12 protein-coding genes are annotated in these 14,731 nt (G+C 69.6%); 9 read left to right on the forward strand and 3 right to left on the reverse strand.

Features of this window, described 5'->3' with window-relative positions:
• Nucleotides 1-57: 57 nt before the first annotated feature.
• Nucleotides 58-1,335, forward strand: coding sequence for an amidohydrolase family protein (locus ACWCSU_RS01030; protein ID WP_449932702.1), 1,278 nt, complete (start codon nucleotides 58-60; stop codon nucleotides 1,333-1,335).
• A gap of 30 nt (nucleotides 1,336-1,365) precedes the next feature.
• Nucleotides 1,366-2,379 (forward strand): YihY/virulence factor BrkB family protein, encoded by a 1,014-nt coding sequence (locus ACWCSU_RS01035; protein WP_449932704.1) that lies wholly within the window; start codon nucleotides 1,366-1,368, stop codon nucleotides 2,377-2,379.
• A gap of 48 nt (nucleotides 2,380-2,427) precedes the next feature.
• Here ACWCSU_RS01035 and ACWCSU_RS01040 read toward each other — a convergent pair whose 3' ends face one another.
• Nucleotides 2,428-3,414: a D-alanyl-D-alanine carboxypeptidase family protein gene (locus tag ACWCSU_RS01040; RefSeq protein ID WP_449932706.1), complete on the reverse strand. Its 987-nt coding sequence runs from the start codon at nucleotides 3,412-3,414 to the stop codon at nucleotides 2,428-2,430.
• A gap of 198 nt (nucleotides 3,415-3,612) precedes the next feature.
• Between ACWCSU_RS01040 and ACWCSU_RS01045 the strand changes: the two genes are divergently transcribed.
• Nucleotides 3,613-3,843 (forward strand): SCO4848 family membrane protein, encoded by a 231-nt coding sequence (locus ACWCSU_RS01045; protein WP_357707710.1) that lies wholly within the window; start codon nucleotides 3,613-3,615, stop codon nucleotides 3,841-3,843.
• Here ACWCSU_RS01045 and ACWCSU_RS01050 read toward each other — a convergent pair.
• Nucleotides 3,815-5,206 carry a peptide ligase PGM1-related protein gene (locus ACWCSU_RS01050; protein ID WP_357707709.1) on the reverse strand — a complete coding sequence of 464 codons (1,392 nt, stop codon included), beginning with the start codon at nucleotides 5,204-5,206 and terminating at the stop codon, nucleotides 3,815-3,817. The two genes, ACWCSU_RS01045 and ACWCSU_RS01050, sit on opposite strands and share 29 nt — an antisense overlap.
• A gap of 489 nt (nucleotides 5,207-5,695) precedes the next feature.
• On the opposite strand from ACWCSU_RS01050, the gene ACWCSU_RS01055 reads away from it, so the two are divergent.
• Nucleotides 5,696-6,922 carry a M20 family metallopeptidase gene (locus ACWCSU_RS01055; RefSeq protein ID WP_357707707.1) on the forward strand — a complete coding sequence of 409 codons (1,227 nt, stop codon included), beginning with the start codon at nucleotides 5,696-5,698 and terminating at the stop codon, nucleotides 6,920-6,922.
• A 47-nt stretch (nucleotides 6,923-6,969) separates the two neighbouring features.
• Here ACWCSU_RS01055 and ACWCSU_RS01060 read toward each other — a convergent pair whose 3' ends face one another.
• Nucleotides 6,970-8,850 carry a Xaa-Pro dipeptidyl-peptidase gene (locus ACWCSU_RS01060; protein ID WP_449932710.1) on the reverse strand — a complete coding sequence of 627 codons (1,881 nt, stop codon included), beginning with the start codon at nucleotides 8,848-8,850 and terminating at the stop codon, nucleotides 6,970-6,972.
• 340 nt (nucleotides 8,851-9,190) lie between these two features.
• On the opposite strand from ACWCSU_RS01060, the gene ACWCSU_RS01065 reads away from it, so the two are divergent.
• The 5 genes from ACWCSU_RS01065 to ACWCSU_RS01085 all read left to right on the forward strand — a co-directional run bounded on the left by ACWCSU_RS01065 (nucleotide 9,191) and on the right by ACWCSU_RS01085 (nucleotide 14,730).
• Complete coding sequence (locus ACWCSU_RS01065; protein WP_449932712.1) at nucleotides 9,191-10,207, forward strand: BMP family lipoprotein; 1,017 nt, start codon at nucleotides 9,191-9,193, stop codon at nucleotides 10,205-10,207.
• A 95-nt stretch (nucleotides 10,208-10,302) separates the two neighbouring features.
• The gene (locus ACWCSU_RS01070; RefSeq protein ID WP_449932714.1) at nucleotides 10,303-11,910 is read left to right on the forward strand and encodes an ABC transporter ATP-binding protein; all 1,608 of its coding nucleotides are present in this window, start codon (nucleotides 10,303-10,305) and stop codon (nucleotides 11,908-11,910) included.
• A complete protein-coding gene (locus ACWCSU_RS01075) occupies nucleotides 11,910-13,052 on the forward strand; it encodes an ABC transporter permease (protein ID WP_357702390.1) in 1,143 nt (380 codons plus the stop codon). The genes ACWCSU_RS01070 and ACWCSU_RS01075 overlap by 1 nt, the downstream gene beginning before the upstream one ends.
• Nucleotides 13,049-14,338, forward strand: a complete 1,290-nt coding sequence (locus ACWCSU_RS01080) for an ABC transporter permease (RefSeq protein ID WP_449932717.1) — start codon at nucleotides 13,049-13,051, stop codon at nucleotides 14,336-14,338. Before ACWCSU_RS01075 ends, ACWCSU_RS01080 begins: the two co-directional genes overlap by 4 nt.
• Nucleotides 14,335-14,730 (forward strand): cytidine deaminase, encoded by a 396-nt coding sequence (locus tag ACWCSU_RS01085; RefSeq protein ID WP_357702394.1) that lies wholly within the window; start codon nucleotides 14,335-14,337, stop codon nucleotides 14,728-14,730. Before ACWCSU_RS01080 ends, ACWCSU_RS01085 begins: the two co-directional genes overlap by 4 nt.
• Nucleotide 14,731: the final 1 nt, after the last annotated feature.

The raw sequence follows: 14,731 nt of genomic DNA on the forward strand, positions 1-14,731 counted from the left end.
TCGAGAATACCCATCGCCAGATTGCTTTCTGAAAAGCTTCCTCTTAAGCTTTCCGGCATGGCAACTCTCCTGATCAAGAACGGCACCGTGATCGACACCGAGCCCGAGCCCGTGGTGCTCGGCCAGGTGGACGTGCGCGTCGAGGACGGCCTGATCGCCGAGGTGGGCCCCGGCCTGCCCGACGTCGCCGGCGCCGAGGTGATCGACGCGACCGGGCGGATCGTGCTGCCCGGGTTCGTCGACACCCACCGGCACACCTGGCAGGCCGGCATCAGGGCGGTCGCCCCCGACCTCGCCTTCGACGGCTACCTGCGCCGCGTGCTCAACGAGCTGGCCCCCAGCTACCGCCCGGCCGACGTCTACACGGGCAACCTGGCCGGCGCGCTGGAATGCCTCGACACCGGCATCACCACGCTGCTCGACTGGTCCCACATCCAGCTCTCGCCCGCCCACACCGAGGCGACCGTGCGGGCGCTGCGCGACTCGGGGATCAGGGCCGTGCTCGGCTGGTGCCACGGAGGCGAGCCCGGCGGGCTCGTCCGCGAGGGGCTGCGGGTGCACGGGGAGCACTTCGGGGCGGGCGGCGGGCGGGTCACCATGGTCGTCGCCGCGCTCGGGCCGGAGATCGTGGGCGAGGAGCACGCGCTGGCGGAATGGCGTCTGGCCCGCGAGCTCGACCTGCCGGTCACCGTGCACATGGGCGTCGGGGGCCCGGACGGCGCCGCCCGCGGCCTGGCCTTCCTGGAGGCGAACGGCCTGCTCGGGCCCCGGACCACGTACGTGCACGCCACCAGCTACAGCGACGACGACCTCAAGCGGGTCGCCGGCAGCGGCGGCAGCGTGTCGGTCTCACCGGTGGACGAGATGACGCTCGGGATGGGCTACCCGGTCACCGGACGGGCCAGGGCGGCGGGCATCCCGACCGGTCTCGGCATCGACACGGTGAGCTGCGCGCCGGGCGACATGTTCAGCCTGATGCGGGCGGCGTACCTGCTGGAACGCGGCCGGCCGGGCGGCGGGGGCATGGGCTTCACCACCCGCGACGTGCTGCGCATGGCCACCGTCGAGGGGGCCGAGGTGGTGGGCCTGGGCGACGTCGTCGGCTCGCTGCGGCCGGGCAAGCAGGCCGACCTGCAACTGCTGCGTACGGACACGCTCGGCATGGCGGCGGCGCACGACCCGATCGGCGCCGTCGTGCTCAACGCCGACCCGAGCGCGGTGGAAACCGTGCTGGTCGGCGGGCGTGCCGTCAAGCGAGGTGGGCAGATGCTCCACCAGGACCTGGCGGCGGTCCTGGCGTCACTGACAGAATCGGCCGACGCCGTGACGAGGTGATCGTTCGCCTCCGGCAGGGGGTGTGAGGGCGTGAAGGCGAGTCTGACCGAGCGGATCGCGTCGATACGCGCCTGGGGCCGCAGGACGCTCGACCACTGGCGGGTCCGCCGGTTGTGGATCGACCACCTGGTCAGGGCCGTACGCCGCTACCAGCTCCAGGGCGGCGACCGGCTGGCCGGCTCGGTCACCTATTTCTGCTTCCTGTCCTTCTTCCCGCTGCTCGCGCTCGGGTACGCGGTGCTCGGCTTCACCCTCGACGCCAGCAGCGCGACCAGGGAGGCACTGGAGACCGCCATCACCGAACGGCTGCCGGGCATGGCGGCCGACCTCAACCTGGAGCAGATCGCCGGCGCCCGGACCACCGCGGGCATCATCGGCCTCCTCGGCCTCCTGTACGCCGGCCTCGGCGCGATGGACGCCCTGCGCGCGGCGCTGCGCGAGATGTCGATGACCACCGTGCCGCCGCCCAACTACTTCCTGGGCAAGCTGCGCGACCTGGTCTCGGTCATCCTGCTCGGGGCGACGCTGGTGGTGTCCGCGCTGGTGTCCGGGGCCGCGACCACGGTCACCGACAAGGTGCTCGATCGCATCTTCGGCGACAACTCGCTGCTCAGCACCGAGGCGTTCCGGATCTTCGTGGTGGTGGCGAGCGTCGCGGCCGACTGGGTGCTGTTCGTGATCATGCTCGGCTGGGTGGCCAAGCCCGCCGAGCCGTTCAAGGTCATCGTCAGGGGCGCGCTGCTCGGCGCCATCGGGTTCGGGCTGCTCAAGCAGCTGGCGAGCCTGCTGCTCAGCCACACGCTCAGCAACCCGGTCTACGGCGCGTTCGCCGCCACCGTGGGGTTGCTGGTGTGGATGAACTTCTCCGCCCGGCTCGTGCTGCTGGCCGCCGCCTGGACGTCCACCACGGGGTTGTGCCCGCCGCCGTCCCCGTCGCCGATCCCGTCGCTGGGGGACCCGACGGAGGTGCCGGCGGCCGACCCGGGCCCGGCGCCCGGCCCCGAGTGCAAGGGCGCGACCCCGCGCCCGACCTCGGAACCCTGACCCGGCCCCCTCCTCGGGGCCCGGTCCGGGCCCCGCCACGCCCTGTCGTCAGAGGCGGGACCTGTTGCGCTTGCGGCGGATGCCGAAGCCGAGCCACACCAGCCCGAACAGCAGGCCGCCGCCGATCACGGCCGAGCCGACCGTGCGGGTGGAGTCGGTCTGCTTCGAGGCGGCGGCGTCGAGCAGCGGCGGCTGGGCGGCCGGCGTCACCTTCGAGACCGGCGCCTGGGGGGCGGCCCGCACCCGGTCGGGCACCGGCTCGACGAGCTGCCCGACCGGGGCCGCCTTGCCCCTGACCGAGAAGCCCCAGTCGAGCAGCTTGGCCACCTCGTCCCAGAAGTAGCCCTCGTGCCGCATGATCGTGACGAGGATCGTGTGGCCGCCGCGCGTGGCCGCGCCGACGAAGCTACCCTGCGCCTTCGACGTCCAGCCGTTCTTGACGCCGATCATGCCCTGGTAGCGCCAGAGCAGCTTGTTGTGGTTGCTGATCTCGTAGTAGTCCTTGGGCGCCGGAAACTTGGCAACCTTTGTACTGATATATCGCCGAAAATCGGGGTTTGCGAGGCCGGCGCGGGCGATGAGCGCCAAATCGTACGCCGAGCTGCTCTGGCCGGGCTTGTCCAGGCCGCTCGGGGTCTTGGCCACCGTGTCGTACGCCTGCAACCGCTTGGCCTCGGCGTTCATGTCGCGCATGGTCTGGGCCACGCTGCCGTTCGTCTCGGCCAGCGCCATGGCGGCGTCGTTGCCCGAGGACATCATCAGCGCCCGGAACAGGTCGTCGACCTTGTACGTCATCTTGGGCGTCAGCCCGACCGCCGTGCCCTCCTGGTTGCAGGCGTTCTGGCTCGGCCGGACCTTGCGGTTCTTGTCGAGCTTCGGGAGCAGCGTCAGCGCCGTGAGCGTCTTGAGGGTGCTCGCCGGCAGGTAGCGACCGTGCGCGTCCTTCGCGGCGAGCACCTGACCCGTCTCCACGTCCGCGATGACGTAGGAAGTAGCCTTGCTCTCGGGGGGCGCCTTGACGCCTTGGGGTTGCACCAGCCCACGGCTTCCCAGCGCGTCACCGCCGACAGGCGTCGTCGGCGTGGCGGATGCGGTCCCGCTCGTGAGCGTGACCGCGGCGAGAAGTGCCGTAACCGGCACAAATTTCGTCCACATGGCGGTCTCAGCGTAGCTCCGTGTGAATGCCCATGTGGCGACACATTCCCCGGATGATCCGCCTTCGATACTGGAGAGATGACCATGTCACCAAAGATCGCCGGTTTCCTCGTCATCCTCGGCGTGTTCATGATCGTCGAGTGGATCAACCTGGGGTTTAACTTGGCCGACGGACATCCCACCGGCTTCTACGTCGTGCACGGCATCCTGATCGCGGTCAACGTGATCCTCGGCGCGGTGCTGGCGGTGATCGGGTGGCGCGGCCTGCGGGAGGCCGGGATCAGGCGTCGCAAAGAAGGCGCCGGGTGAGCGCGTGCAGCTCGTCGGCCTCCTCGCGCGAGTCGCCGATGGTGGTGAAGCCCAGCTTCCCGTACTCGGGGAGTGCGCCGAGCAGGTGGAAGACGTTGCCCGTGCGCCGGTCGGCGTCGAAGCCGATCCCGAGCCGGCGGGCGGTGCGCATGACCTCGCCCGGCGTACGGCCACGCAGGCAGGACGAGGAGCAGTTGTCGGTCGCGGTGTAGAACTTCGGCTGGTTCCCGGCCATGAGGAGGCCGGTGGCCGGGTCGTACCTGGCTCCGGTCGTCAGCACCGCGGCGCCGTACGGGTGCGTGGTGCCGCCGATCCGCAGGTTGATCTCGCACAGCAGCGCGGCGTACCCGGCGTCGGCCTTGAGGGCGAAGAAGTCCATGCCGAACAGGCCGACCACGCCGCGCTCGGCCAGGATGCCGGCGATGCGCTCGGCCGACTCGCCCACCTCGTGCCGGTACTCCGGGGCGGCGGGGAACGTGCAGCCCTGGTAGACGTCGTTGTTGGGGCCGCCGAGCACCTGGTCGTGCGTGGCCAGCACGGCCGCGTGCCCGCCTGGCGTGATTCGAGCCAGGGCGCTCGGGTAGTAGAGCGGGCGATGTTCGATGAACTCCTCCACCACCGCGCCGCGCTCCCTGATCTTCGTCGTGAAGCTGGTCCAGGTCTCCCCGGCCGCCGAAAATCGGGTCAGTGAGCGGTCGGCCTTGCTGACGATGGCGTTGCCCAGGCCCGAGTAGCCGTCGTTGAGCTTGACGATCACCCGTTCGCCGGGCAGCGAGTCGATGGCCTCGTCGATCGCGATGATGCTGTGCACGTCGCCGAAGCCGCGGGCCATGGGCACGCCGGCCTCGTGCCCGACCTCGCGGGCTCCGCTCTTGGAGCCGTAGTAGGCCAGCGAGGTGGCGGGTCCGTAGATGGGGACGTTGAGTGACGCGGCCAGCTCCTCCTCGGTCTCGCTGAGGACGAATGGCACCAGCCAGGCGTCGGCGTCGATCGCCGACCGTAACCGGTCGAGGACGTCGGGTCGGCGCAGCAGCGTCCGGGTGAGGGGTTGCGACCAGGGCTCGTCGAGGCTGATGAGCTCCAGGCGCTTGGCGGCGTCGTCCGGGTCGGGGAGGAAGCTGAGGTAGTAGTCGATGATGTCGGGATCGATCGGCGCGGAGGAGAGGTAGATCACCTTGACCCCGGGTTCCCGGAGCGTCAGGAGGAGGAAGAGAAGGCGCTCCTCGTACGATCGGGCTGCCGTGATGCGGCGGAGCTCGTCCTGCGGCAGGGAGAGCGAGGGTACGACCACCAGGGTCCCCTCACTCGGCTCGAAGATGCTCAACCCGGCATACTTCTCCCCGAACGGGATATTAGTGATCATATAGCGAGTGAAACACGCATTCTTCACAAATGCAGCAAGCGACAAAGTGTCATGACCATGACAGAAGGTGACAGGATTCAAAATCGGTGAGCACGTTTGGAAGTGGCGACATCGGGTCACCATCTAATGATCCCTTGTGACTATTTTCCGGATCAGGCGGACATGTGCGGAACGTGACCACCTGCGGTTACGGGCATGCCGTCGGCCAACTTTTGGTGTATCTGTCGGCGCGAAGGCGCACGGGGGCGATAAAGTCAGAAGCATCGCCATCGGGCTCACGGCTTACCGCCGTGCACCCGGGCTGCTGCGACCGATGAACGCGAAGCCCGTGCTGACGATCTCGCGCACCGAAACCTCCGGGTGTGGCTTTTGATTCGCCGAGCGGCCGCCTCAACCAGGTGGCTACCGCAGGATGGATGATTTTCGAGAGCGTTATGAGCCGCCGTCGCCGCGTGGGACGCGCGGCCTCGACGGGATGGATGGTGACATATGCGGGGACGTGAGCTGCGGGGAGAGCTGGACGCGTTCCTGGCGGAGATCGAGCAGGAGCTGGTGGCGTTCCGTCGCGACCTTCACATGCATCCTGAGCTGGCCTTCGCCGAATACCGCACGACCCAGCGCATCGCCGACCGGCTGACCGCCGCGGGGCTGACCCCGTCGGTGCTGCCGCGCGGCACCGGCCTCGTCTGCGAGGTGGGCAGCGGCGACGGGCCGACCATCGCCCTGCGGGCCGACATCGACGCGCTCCCGCTCCAGGACGAGAAGGACGTGCCCTACCGCTCCACCGTCCCCGGCGCGTGCCACGCCTGCGGCCACGACGTGCACACCACGGTCCTGCTCGGCACCTCGATCTTCCTGGCCCAGCAGGCCGCGGCCGGTCTGCTGCCCGGCCGGGTCCGGCTGATCTTCCAGCCCGCCGAGGAACTGCCCGGCGGCGCCCTGGAGGTCATGGCCCACGGCGGCATCAGCGGCGTCGACCGCATCTTCGGCCTCCACTGCGACCCGCGCGTCGACGTCGGCCAGCTCGGCCTGCGGAGCGGTCCCATCACCTCGGCCTGCGACAAGCTCGTGGTCAGGGTCTCCGGCCCCGGCGGCCACACCGCCCGTCCGCACCTGACGGCCGACCTGGTCTTCGCCCTCGCCAAGATCCTCACCGAGCTGCCCGCCGCGCTCTCCCGCCGGGTCGACCCGCGCTCGTCGCTCAGCCTCGTCTGGGGCCGGGTCGAGGCGGGCTCGGCGGCCAACGCCATCCCCGACGACGGCATCGCCGAGGGCACGATCCGCTGCCTCGACGAGAACGCCTGGCACGCCGCGCCCGACCTGATCAAGGCCCTGCTGGAGTCCGTCGCCGGCGCGTACGGCGTCGAGGCCGTGATGGACTACACGCGGGGCGTGCCGCCGGTTGTCAACGACGAGGTCAGCGTCGAGATGCTGGCCGAGGCGGCCGAGCGGGCCCTCGGGGCCGGCGCGGTGGTGCCCACCCAGCAGTCGCTCGGCGGCGAGGACTTCGCCTGGTACCTGGAGTCGATCCCCGGGGCCTTCGCCCGGCTCGGCACGCGCTCGCCCGACGGCGTCACGTACGACATCCACCAGGGCACCTTCGACGTCGACGAGAAGGCGATCGCGATGGGCGTGCGGGTGATGGCCGCCACGGCGCTGACCGCGCTGTGGGACGTCGGCCCGCTCGACTCGATCAGCAACAACGCCATGGCCTGAGCGCAGGTCCGACGGCCCGCCGCGCGACGCGGCGGGCCGTCGGCGTGTCAGGAGAGCCTGCCGAAGACCACCGGCAGCCGCAGGGACGAGTGCCCCGGCGACACGGTGACCCGGGTGCCCGCCGGGTAGCGCAGGGTGTAGTCGCGGTCGGTCGAGATGATCACCAGGCCCAGCCGGTGGCCCTTCTTGAACAGGTAGTCCTTGGGCTGGAAGTCCCAGGTGAAGGTGTACTCCTTGCCGGGGCGCAGCGGTTCGGTGCGGTCGGCGCGATGGCGGTTGCGCACGTCCAGCCATCCCCTGGAGACGATCTTGTACGCGGTCGTCGCCGTGCCGAGCCGCCGCAGCGTCGTGCAGCCCGTGTCACCCGGGACGCCCTCGCCGTAGCAGTAGCTCTGGCCGGTCGAGAGCAGGCTGCCGTCCGGGCGCACGTCCGTGCCGTAGTCCACCAGCAACGCCGTCAGGTACGGCGAGGCGCCGTCCTTGAACGAGGCCCGCACCGACACCGTCGGCGTGCCGGAGATCCGCACGTCGGCGGGCAGCTCGCCGGTCCGGTACGCCAGCCGGTTCGGATCGGCGCCGGTCGCCTCCACCAGTTGCTCGGCGCTCCTGGCGCTCTGGTCCACGAAGGACTCCTCGGGCGACAGCGGCCGGGGCAGCAGGCCCAGCCGTTCGCCCGCGGCCGGGTGCAGCGAGACCGTCGTGGCCCCGGGCAGCGGCCAGGAGGCGTGCTGCTGCCACTCGCCGACGCCGATCTCCACGTCGGCCTGCGGCTCGCGCATGATGCCCGAGTCGATGCCCTGCAACCAGTAGTCGAACCAGCCGTGCAGCTGGCGCAGCCACTCGGCGGTGCGCAGGTTGAAGGGGTTCATGTGGGTGCCCTGGTGCAGCCAGATCTTGCGCGGCACGTGCCGTTCGGCCAGGGCGTTCCACCATTGGGCGAACTGCTTGGTCTTGACGTTCCAGTCGTTGAGGCCGTGCACGAGGAAGACGCTGGCCTTCACCTTGTTCACGTCGTTGAGGTAGTTGCGGGCGTCCCAGAGCGGGCCGTAGTCGCCGGTGATCCGGTCCTGGGCCGCGGCGAGGGCGTCCATCTTGGCGCCGCAGACCTCGAAGCCCTTGTCCCTGGTCAGCACGAACTTGGCCAGCACGTCCAGGTCCTCGCCCTGGTAGCCGCCGGGGGCCAGGACGCCGCCGTTGGCGCGGTAGTAGTCGTACCAGCTGGAGATGGCGGCGATCGGGACGATCGTCTTCAGGCCCTCGACGCCGGTCGAGGCGACGGCGTTGGGCAGGGTGCCGTTGTAGGAGACGCCGATCATGCCGACCTTGCCGGTGGACCAGGTGGCGCTGACCTCGTTGCCGTCGGCGTCGAAGCCGCGGGCGCGGCCGTTCAGCCAGTCGATGGCGGCCTTGGGGCCGGCGGTCTCGTTGCGGTCGCCGGAGGTCGGGCAGCCGGTCGCGCGGGCGCTGCCCACGTTCTCGACCAGGGCGATGGCGTAGCCGCGGGGCAGGAAGTAGTTGTCGTAGTAGCCGTCGAACGGCTCACCGGCGAGCTTGTTCGAGGGCGACTTCAGGGTGGGCAGCGGGTTGCCGTTCTCGTCCACGTCCACGGGGTGGTTGGGGACGTCGTTACCCGGGGCGTAGTACGGGCTGGCCTCCATGATCACCGGGACCTTGAGTCCCTGGTCGGTCTCCTTGGGGCGCAGGATGTCCATGGCTACGCGGTCGGGTTTCCCGTCGTCGTCGCTGTCGGTCCCGGCGACCTCCACGAACACCGTCTGCTTGACGGCGTCGGCACGGGAGAAGACGGGCTGGGTGGCGTTGTTCTCGATCTTCAGGGCGGGGGTGTCCGCCGTCGCGGGGGTGGGGCCGCCCAAGGTCACGGCGAGGATCGCGACCAGCGGTACGGCCAGTGTCTTCCAAGGCTGCATACGGGGCTCCGATACGAAATTTCCACCGTTGATCGGAATCTCTGCCATGATCGACCGCTCGGCAAGGGCCCCTTCCATACCAAACTTGGGCAAAATCTTGCGGACACCGTCCCAAGTGCCTGAACCCAGATTCAGGTCACGGACGCGCTTGATGTCGATAACGGAGCGGTTGCGACCCTGTGTGCCGGTTTGGTCTGCCCTGGTCAAGCAACTATCTTCCGTGCAGGTGCCGTACGTTTCTTCGCGCCTGCGATGAAGTTCGACGGCGAGGAAATGGAAGGGAGTCGCCTTGCTCGGCAAGCGATTCAGCAGGATTGCCGTCGGTTCGGTAGCCGGCGTCATGCTCATGGCAGTCGCGGCCTGTGGCAGCGATGGTGGAGGCACCTCGGCGAGCACGCAGCCGAGCTCCGGCGCGAGCAGCGAGGCCCCCAAGGGCGGGCTGAAGGTCGGTCTGGCGTTCGACGTCGGCGGCCGTGGCGACAAGTCGTTCAACGACGCCGCCTACGCCGGCCTGGAGAAGGCCAAGACTGAGCTGAACGCCGACATCAAGGAGCTCAGCCCGGCGGCCGACGGCTCCAACCGCGGTGACCTGCTGCGCCAGCTCGCGGACGCGGGCTACAACCCCATCATCGGCGTCGGCTTCGCCTACGGCGACGACATCAAGAAGACCGCCGCCGAGTACCCCGACGTGCAGTTCGCCGTCGTCGACTCGGCCTCCAACGGCCCGAACGTGACCGGCCTGCTGTTCGCCGAGGAGCAGGGCTCCTACCTGGCGGGCGTCGCCGCGGCGACCAAGTCGGAGGCCGGCCACGTCGGCTTCGTGGGCGGCGTCGAGAACGACCTGATCAAGAAGTTCCAGGCGGGCTTCGTGATGGGCGCCAAGTCGGTCAAGTCGGACATCAAGATCGACATCAAGTACCTCACCCCCGACGGTGACTTCTCCGGCTTCAAGGCCCCCGACAAGGGCAAGGTCGCGGCCGAGAAGATGTACCAGGACGGCGCGGACATCGTCTACCACGCCGCCGGCGACTCCGGCCTCGGTGTGTTCCAGGCGGCCGCCGCGGCCAAGAAGAAGGCCATCGGCGTCGACTCCGACCAGCGGCAGACGGTCAAGGAGACCGACCTGCAGTCGGTCATCATGACCTCGATGCTCAAGCGCGTGGACGTCGGCGTCTTCGAGTTCGTCAAGGCCTTCCAGGGCGGTGCCAAGGGCGGCAGCAACACCGTCTACGACCTCAAGGTCGACGGCGTGGGTCTGTCCACCACCGGTGGCGAGATCGACGACATCAAGGACAAGCTCGACGCTGCCAAGAAGGACATCGTCGACGGCAAAATCACGGTTCCGTCCAAGCCGTAATCTGGGTAGGAACGGACGACCGAGGGCCCGGAGTCCCCACTTCGGGCCTTCTCGCTATCCGCCCCGTCCGCCCCCCATGCTCTAGGAGAGGCGAAATGAGCTCGGACACCCTCGCCGCGGTGCAACCCGCCGTAGAGCTGGAGGGCATCACCAAGCGTTTCCCCGGCGTCGTCGCCAACCACGACATCCGCATCACCGTCGAACCCGGCACGGTGCATGCGATCGTCGGCGAGAACGGCGCCGGCAAGTCGACCCTGATGAAGATCCTCTACGGCATGCAGAAGCCGGACGAGGGCACGATCCGGGTCAACGGCCGCGAGGTCGCCTTCCGCACCCCCAGCGACGCCATCGACGTCGGCATCGGCATGGTCCACCAGCACTTCATGCTGGCCGACAACTTCACCGTGCTGGAGAACATCGTCCTCGGCGCCGAGCCCACCAAGGCCGGCGTGCTCGACACCGGCAGGGCGCGGGCCCGCATCGCCGAGCTGGCCAGCAGCCACGGCCTGCGCGTCGACCCCGACGCGCTGGTGGAGAACCTCGGCGTCGGCGACCGCCAGCGGGTGGAGATCCTCAAGGTCCTCTACCGCGGCGCCCGCATCCTCATCCTCGACGAGCCGACGGCGGTCCTCGTGCCGCAGGAGGTCGAGGAGCTGTTCGAGAACCTGCGCGAGCTCAAGGCCGAGGGCCTGACCGTCATCTTCATCTCGCACAAGCTCGACGAGGTGCTGAACATCGCCGACGCGATCACCGTGATCCGCCGCGGCACCACCGTCGCCAGCGTGAACCCCGCCGAGGTCACCGCCCGCCGGCTCGCCGAGCTGATGGTCGGCAGCGAGCTGCCCACGCCGGAGACCCGCGAGTCCACCGTGCGGGAGAGCGTCACGCTGAGCGTGTCCCGGCTGACGATGGAGGCCGACGGCTTCCGTCCCGTGCCCAAGGGCACCTCCGTCGGCCTGTACGTCGACAAGCTCCGCGAGGAGGGCAAGCGCCTGATCCTCGACGACGTCTCCTTCGACATCCACGCGGGCCAGATCCTGGGCATCGCCGGCGTCGAGGGCAACGGCCAGTCCGAGCTGATCGAAGCGATCATGGGCATGCGTCCCGCCCACGGCACGATCACCCTCGGCGGCGTGGACGTCAGCGCCTGGTCCACGCTGAAGCGCAGGGAGGCCGGCATCGGCTACATCCCCGAGGACCGCCACCGGCAGGGCCTGCTGCTGGAGGCGTCCCTGTGGGAGAACCGGGTGCTCGGCCACCAGACCAGGTCCCCGGCGCGCCGCGGCATCTGGGTGGACCGCCGCGCCTCGAAGGCCGACACCGAGCGCATCGTCAAGGAGTACGACGTGCGCACCCCCAGCGTGGACACCCTGGCCCTGGCCCTGTCCGGCGGCAACCAGCAGAAGCTGATCGTCGGACGCGAGATGAGCGGCGAGCCGTCGTTCCTCATCGCCGCCCACCCCACCCGCGGCGTGGACGTCGGCGCCCAGGCCGCCATCTGGGACCACCTGCGCAACGCGCGGGCCGCCGGTCTGGCCGTGCTGCTGATCTCGGCAGACCTCGACGAGCTGATCGGCCTGTCCGACACGATCAGGGTCATCCTGCGCGGCCGGCTCGTGGCCGAACTCGACCCGTCCGACGTCACGCCCGAGCGGCTTGGCGGTTACATGACCGGCGCCATCGCCGGTACTGAGGAGACGTGATGCCCGCCGGGCTCAACCGGGCGCTGCTCACCGTCGCAGGCGCCATCGTCGCCATCGTCCTGGCGATCGCGATCTCCAGCGTGGCGATCATCGCGGCGGGCGCCAGCCCGATCGACGCGTTCGCCGCCTTCTTCGACTTCGGCGAGACCGCGCGTTCGGTGTCCAACGGCATCGCGGCGTTCCTCAACCGGGCGGTGCCGCTGTTCATCGCCGGTCTCGCGGTGGCGGTCGGCTTCCGCATGAACCTCTTCAACATCGGCGTCGAGGGCCAGTACCGGATCGCGGCCATCTGCGCGGCCTACGTCGGCTCGACGTTCACCGCCCCGAAGCCGATCCAGATCCTGGTGATCATCGTCGTCGCGGCGGTCGTGGGCGGCGCGTACGCGCTGATCCCCGCGGTCATGAAGGTGACCCGCGGCGTCAACGAGGTCATCTCCACGATCATGCTCAACTACATCGCGATCTCGCTGGCCTCCTACCTGGTACGCGGCCCGTTCGCGGGCCAGCGGGCGGCCGGTCAGCTCACCACGACCACGCCGCAGCTGCCCGAGTCGGCCATGTTCCCCAACCTGAACTTCGTCTTCGACTGGTTCGGGCTGCTGCCGCCCACCCGCGGCGGCGGCGTGTGGGGCTTCCTGCTCGTGGCCGTCGTGCTCGGCCTGGTGGTCTGGGTCGTGCTGGAGCGCACCCGCTTCGGCTTCAACGTCAAGGCCAGCGGGCTCAACGGCCCGGCCGCCTTCGCCTCGGGCGTCAACCCGAAGAAGATGGTCATCGCGGCCATGGTGCTGTCCGGCGCGATCGCGGGGCTCATCGGCCTGCCCGAGATCCTCGGCGACAAGGGCGCCTTCAACTCCAACTTCACCGCCGGCCTCGGCTTCCTCGGCATCGCGGTGGCGCTGCTGGGCAGGAACAAGCCCGTCGGCATCGCGATCGCCGCGCTGCTGTTCGCCTTCCTCGACCGGGCGCAGGGCGCGCTGCAGATCGCGGACGTGCCGTCGTCGGTCATCACGATCATCCAGGGCGTCATCGTCCTGCTGGTGGTCATCGCGAACGAGGTGACCAACCGCATCGCCATGCGGCTTGAGGAGCAGCGGGCCGCCCGGCAGCTCGACACGAACAGACCGGTTGAGGTGGCAGCATGAGCAGGGTCGGCAAATACCATCTGGCGCTGCTCGGCGTCGCCGCGCTCATCCTGCTGCTGTCGCTGGTGCGGGTCATCTCCGGCCAGGACGACCTGACCTCCTCCGGCACGTTCAACGCGGCGCTGCTGCTCGCGGTGCCGATCGGGCTGGCCGGTCTCGGCGGCCTGTGGGCCGAGCGGGCCGGCGTGGTCAACATCGGCCTCGAAGGCATGATGGTGCTCGGCACCTGGTTCGCCGGCTGGGCCGGATACCAGTGGGGTGCCGTGGCCGCGCTGCTCGCCGGGCTGCTCGGCGGCGCGCTCGGCGGGCTCATCCACGCGATCGCGACCGTCACGTTCGGCGTCGACCACATCATCAGCGGCGTCGCCATCAACCTGCTCGGCCCCGGCATCACCCGCTTCCTGTCCGAGGTCCTCTACGGAGAGGGCACCTCGGCCAGCGCGAAGGGCGCCGGCATCACCACCTCGCCGGCGATCAGCTCGGGCGCCCCCGAGGTGAGCCTGCCCGTGTTGTCGTCCGGCCCCGACCTGCTCGGCAAGCTGGAGAACACCCACTGGTTCCTGCTCTCCGACCTGGCCGGCATCCTGCGCGGCCTCACCCACGACGTGAACGCGCTGATCATCCTGGCCGTGCTGCTGCTGCCGGTGACGTACCTGGTGCTGTGGCGCACGTCGTTCGGGCTGCGGCTGCGTTCGGCGGGGGAGAACCCGTGGGCGGCCGAGTCGCTGGGCGTGAACGTCTACCGGATCAAGTACCTCGCGGTCGTCGTCTCCGGCGCGTTCGCCGGGCTCGGCGGCGTGTTCCTGGTCTTCGTCTCCAACAAGTACGTCGAGGGCCAGACACAGGGACGCGGTTTCATCGGCCTGGCGGCCATGATCTTCGGCAACTGGCGGCCCGGCGGGCTCGCGGCCGGCTCGTCGCTGTTCGGCTACGCCAGCGGCCTGCAACTGCGCAGCTCCGGCGACGCCAACGCGGTCACCACGTTCTTCCTGTTCGGCTCGCTGCTGCTGGTGATCTACATCGCGCTCCAGATCCGCAAGCTGGTCGCGCCGAGCCAGCCGGCCGAGGTCGTGACCAGGGGCGTCAAGGACTACACCGTGATCGCCGCCGCGGCGGTGGGCGCGCTCGTGCTGTTCTGGCTCTGGCGGACCGTGGAGACGCTGCCGGGCGAGTTCGTCTTCATCACGCCACACGTGCTCACGCTGCTCGTGCTCCTGGTCGCCTCGCAGCGTCTGCGGATGCCCAAGGCCGACGGCGTACGCTTCCGTCGGGGGGATCAACATTGAACATCGATTGGGACGGCCTGCGCGCCGAGGCCGCCACGGCCATGCGCAACGCCTACGCGCCGTACTCCAAGTTCCCGGTGGGGGCGGCGGCGGTCGTCGACGACGGCCGGATCGTCACCGGCTGCAACGTCGAGAACGCCTCCTACGGGCTCGGCCTGTGCGCCGAGTGCGGCCTGGTGTCGGCGTTGCAGATGTCGGGCGGCGGCCGGCTGGTGGCCTTCACCTGCGTCGACGGCCACGGCGAGCTGCTCATGCCGTGCGGGCGCTGCCGTCAGCTCCTGTACGAGTTCGGCGGTGAGGACCTGCTGGTCGAGACCGTCGACGGCCCCAAGCGCATGGCGCAGATCCTGCCGTACGCGTTCGGCCCCGACGACCTCAGCAGGAGCACGTGAC

It is taken from the genome of Nonomuraea sp. NPDC001699 (assembly GCF_053596455.1).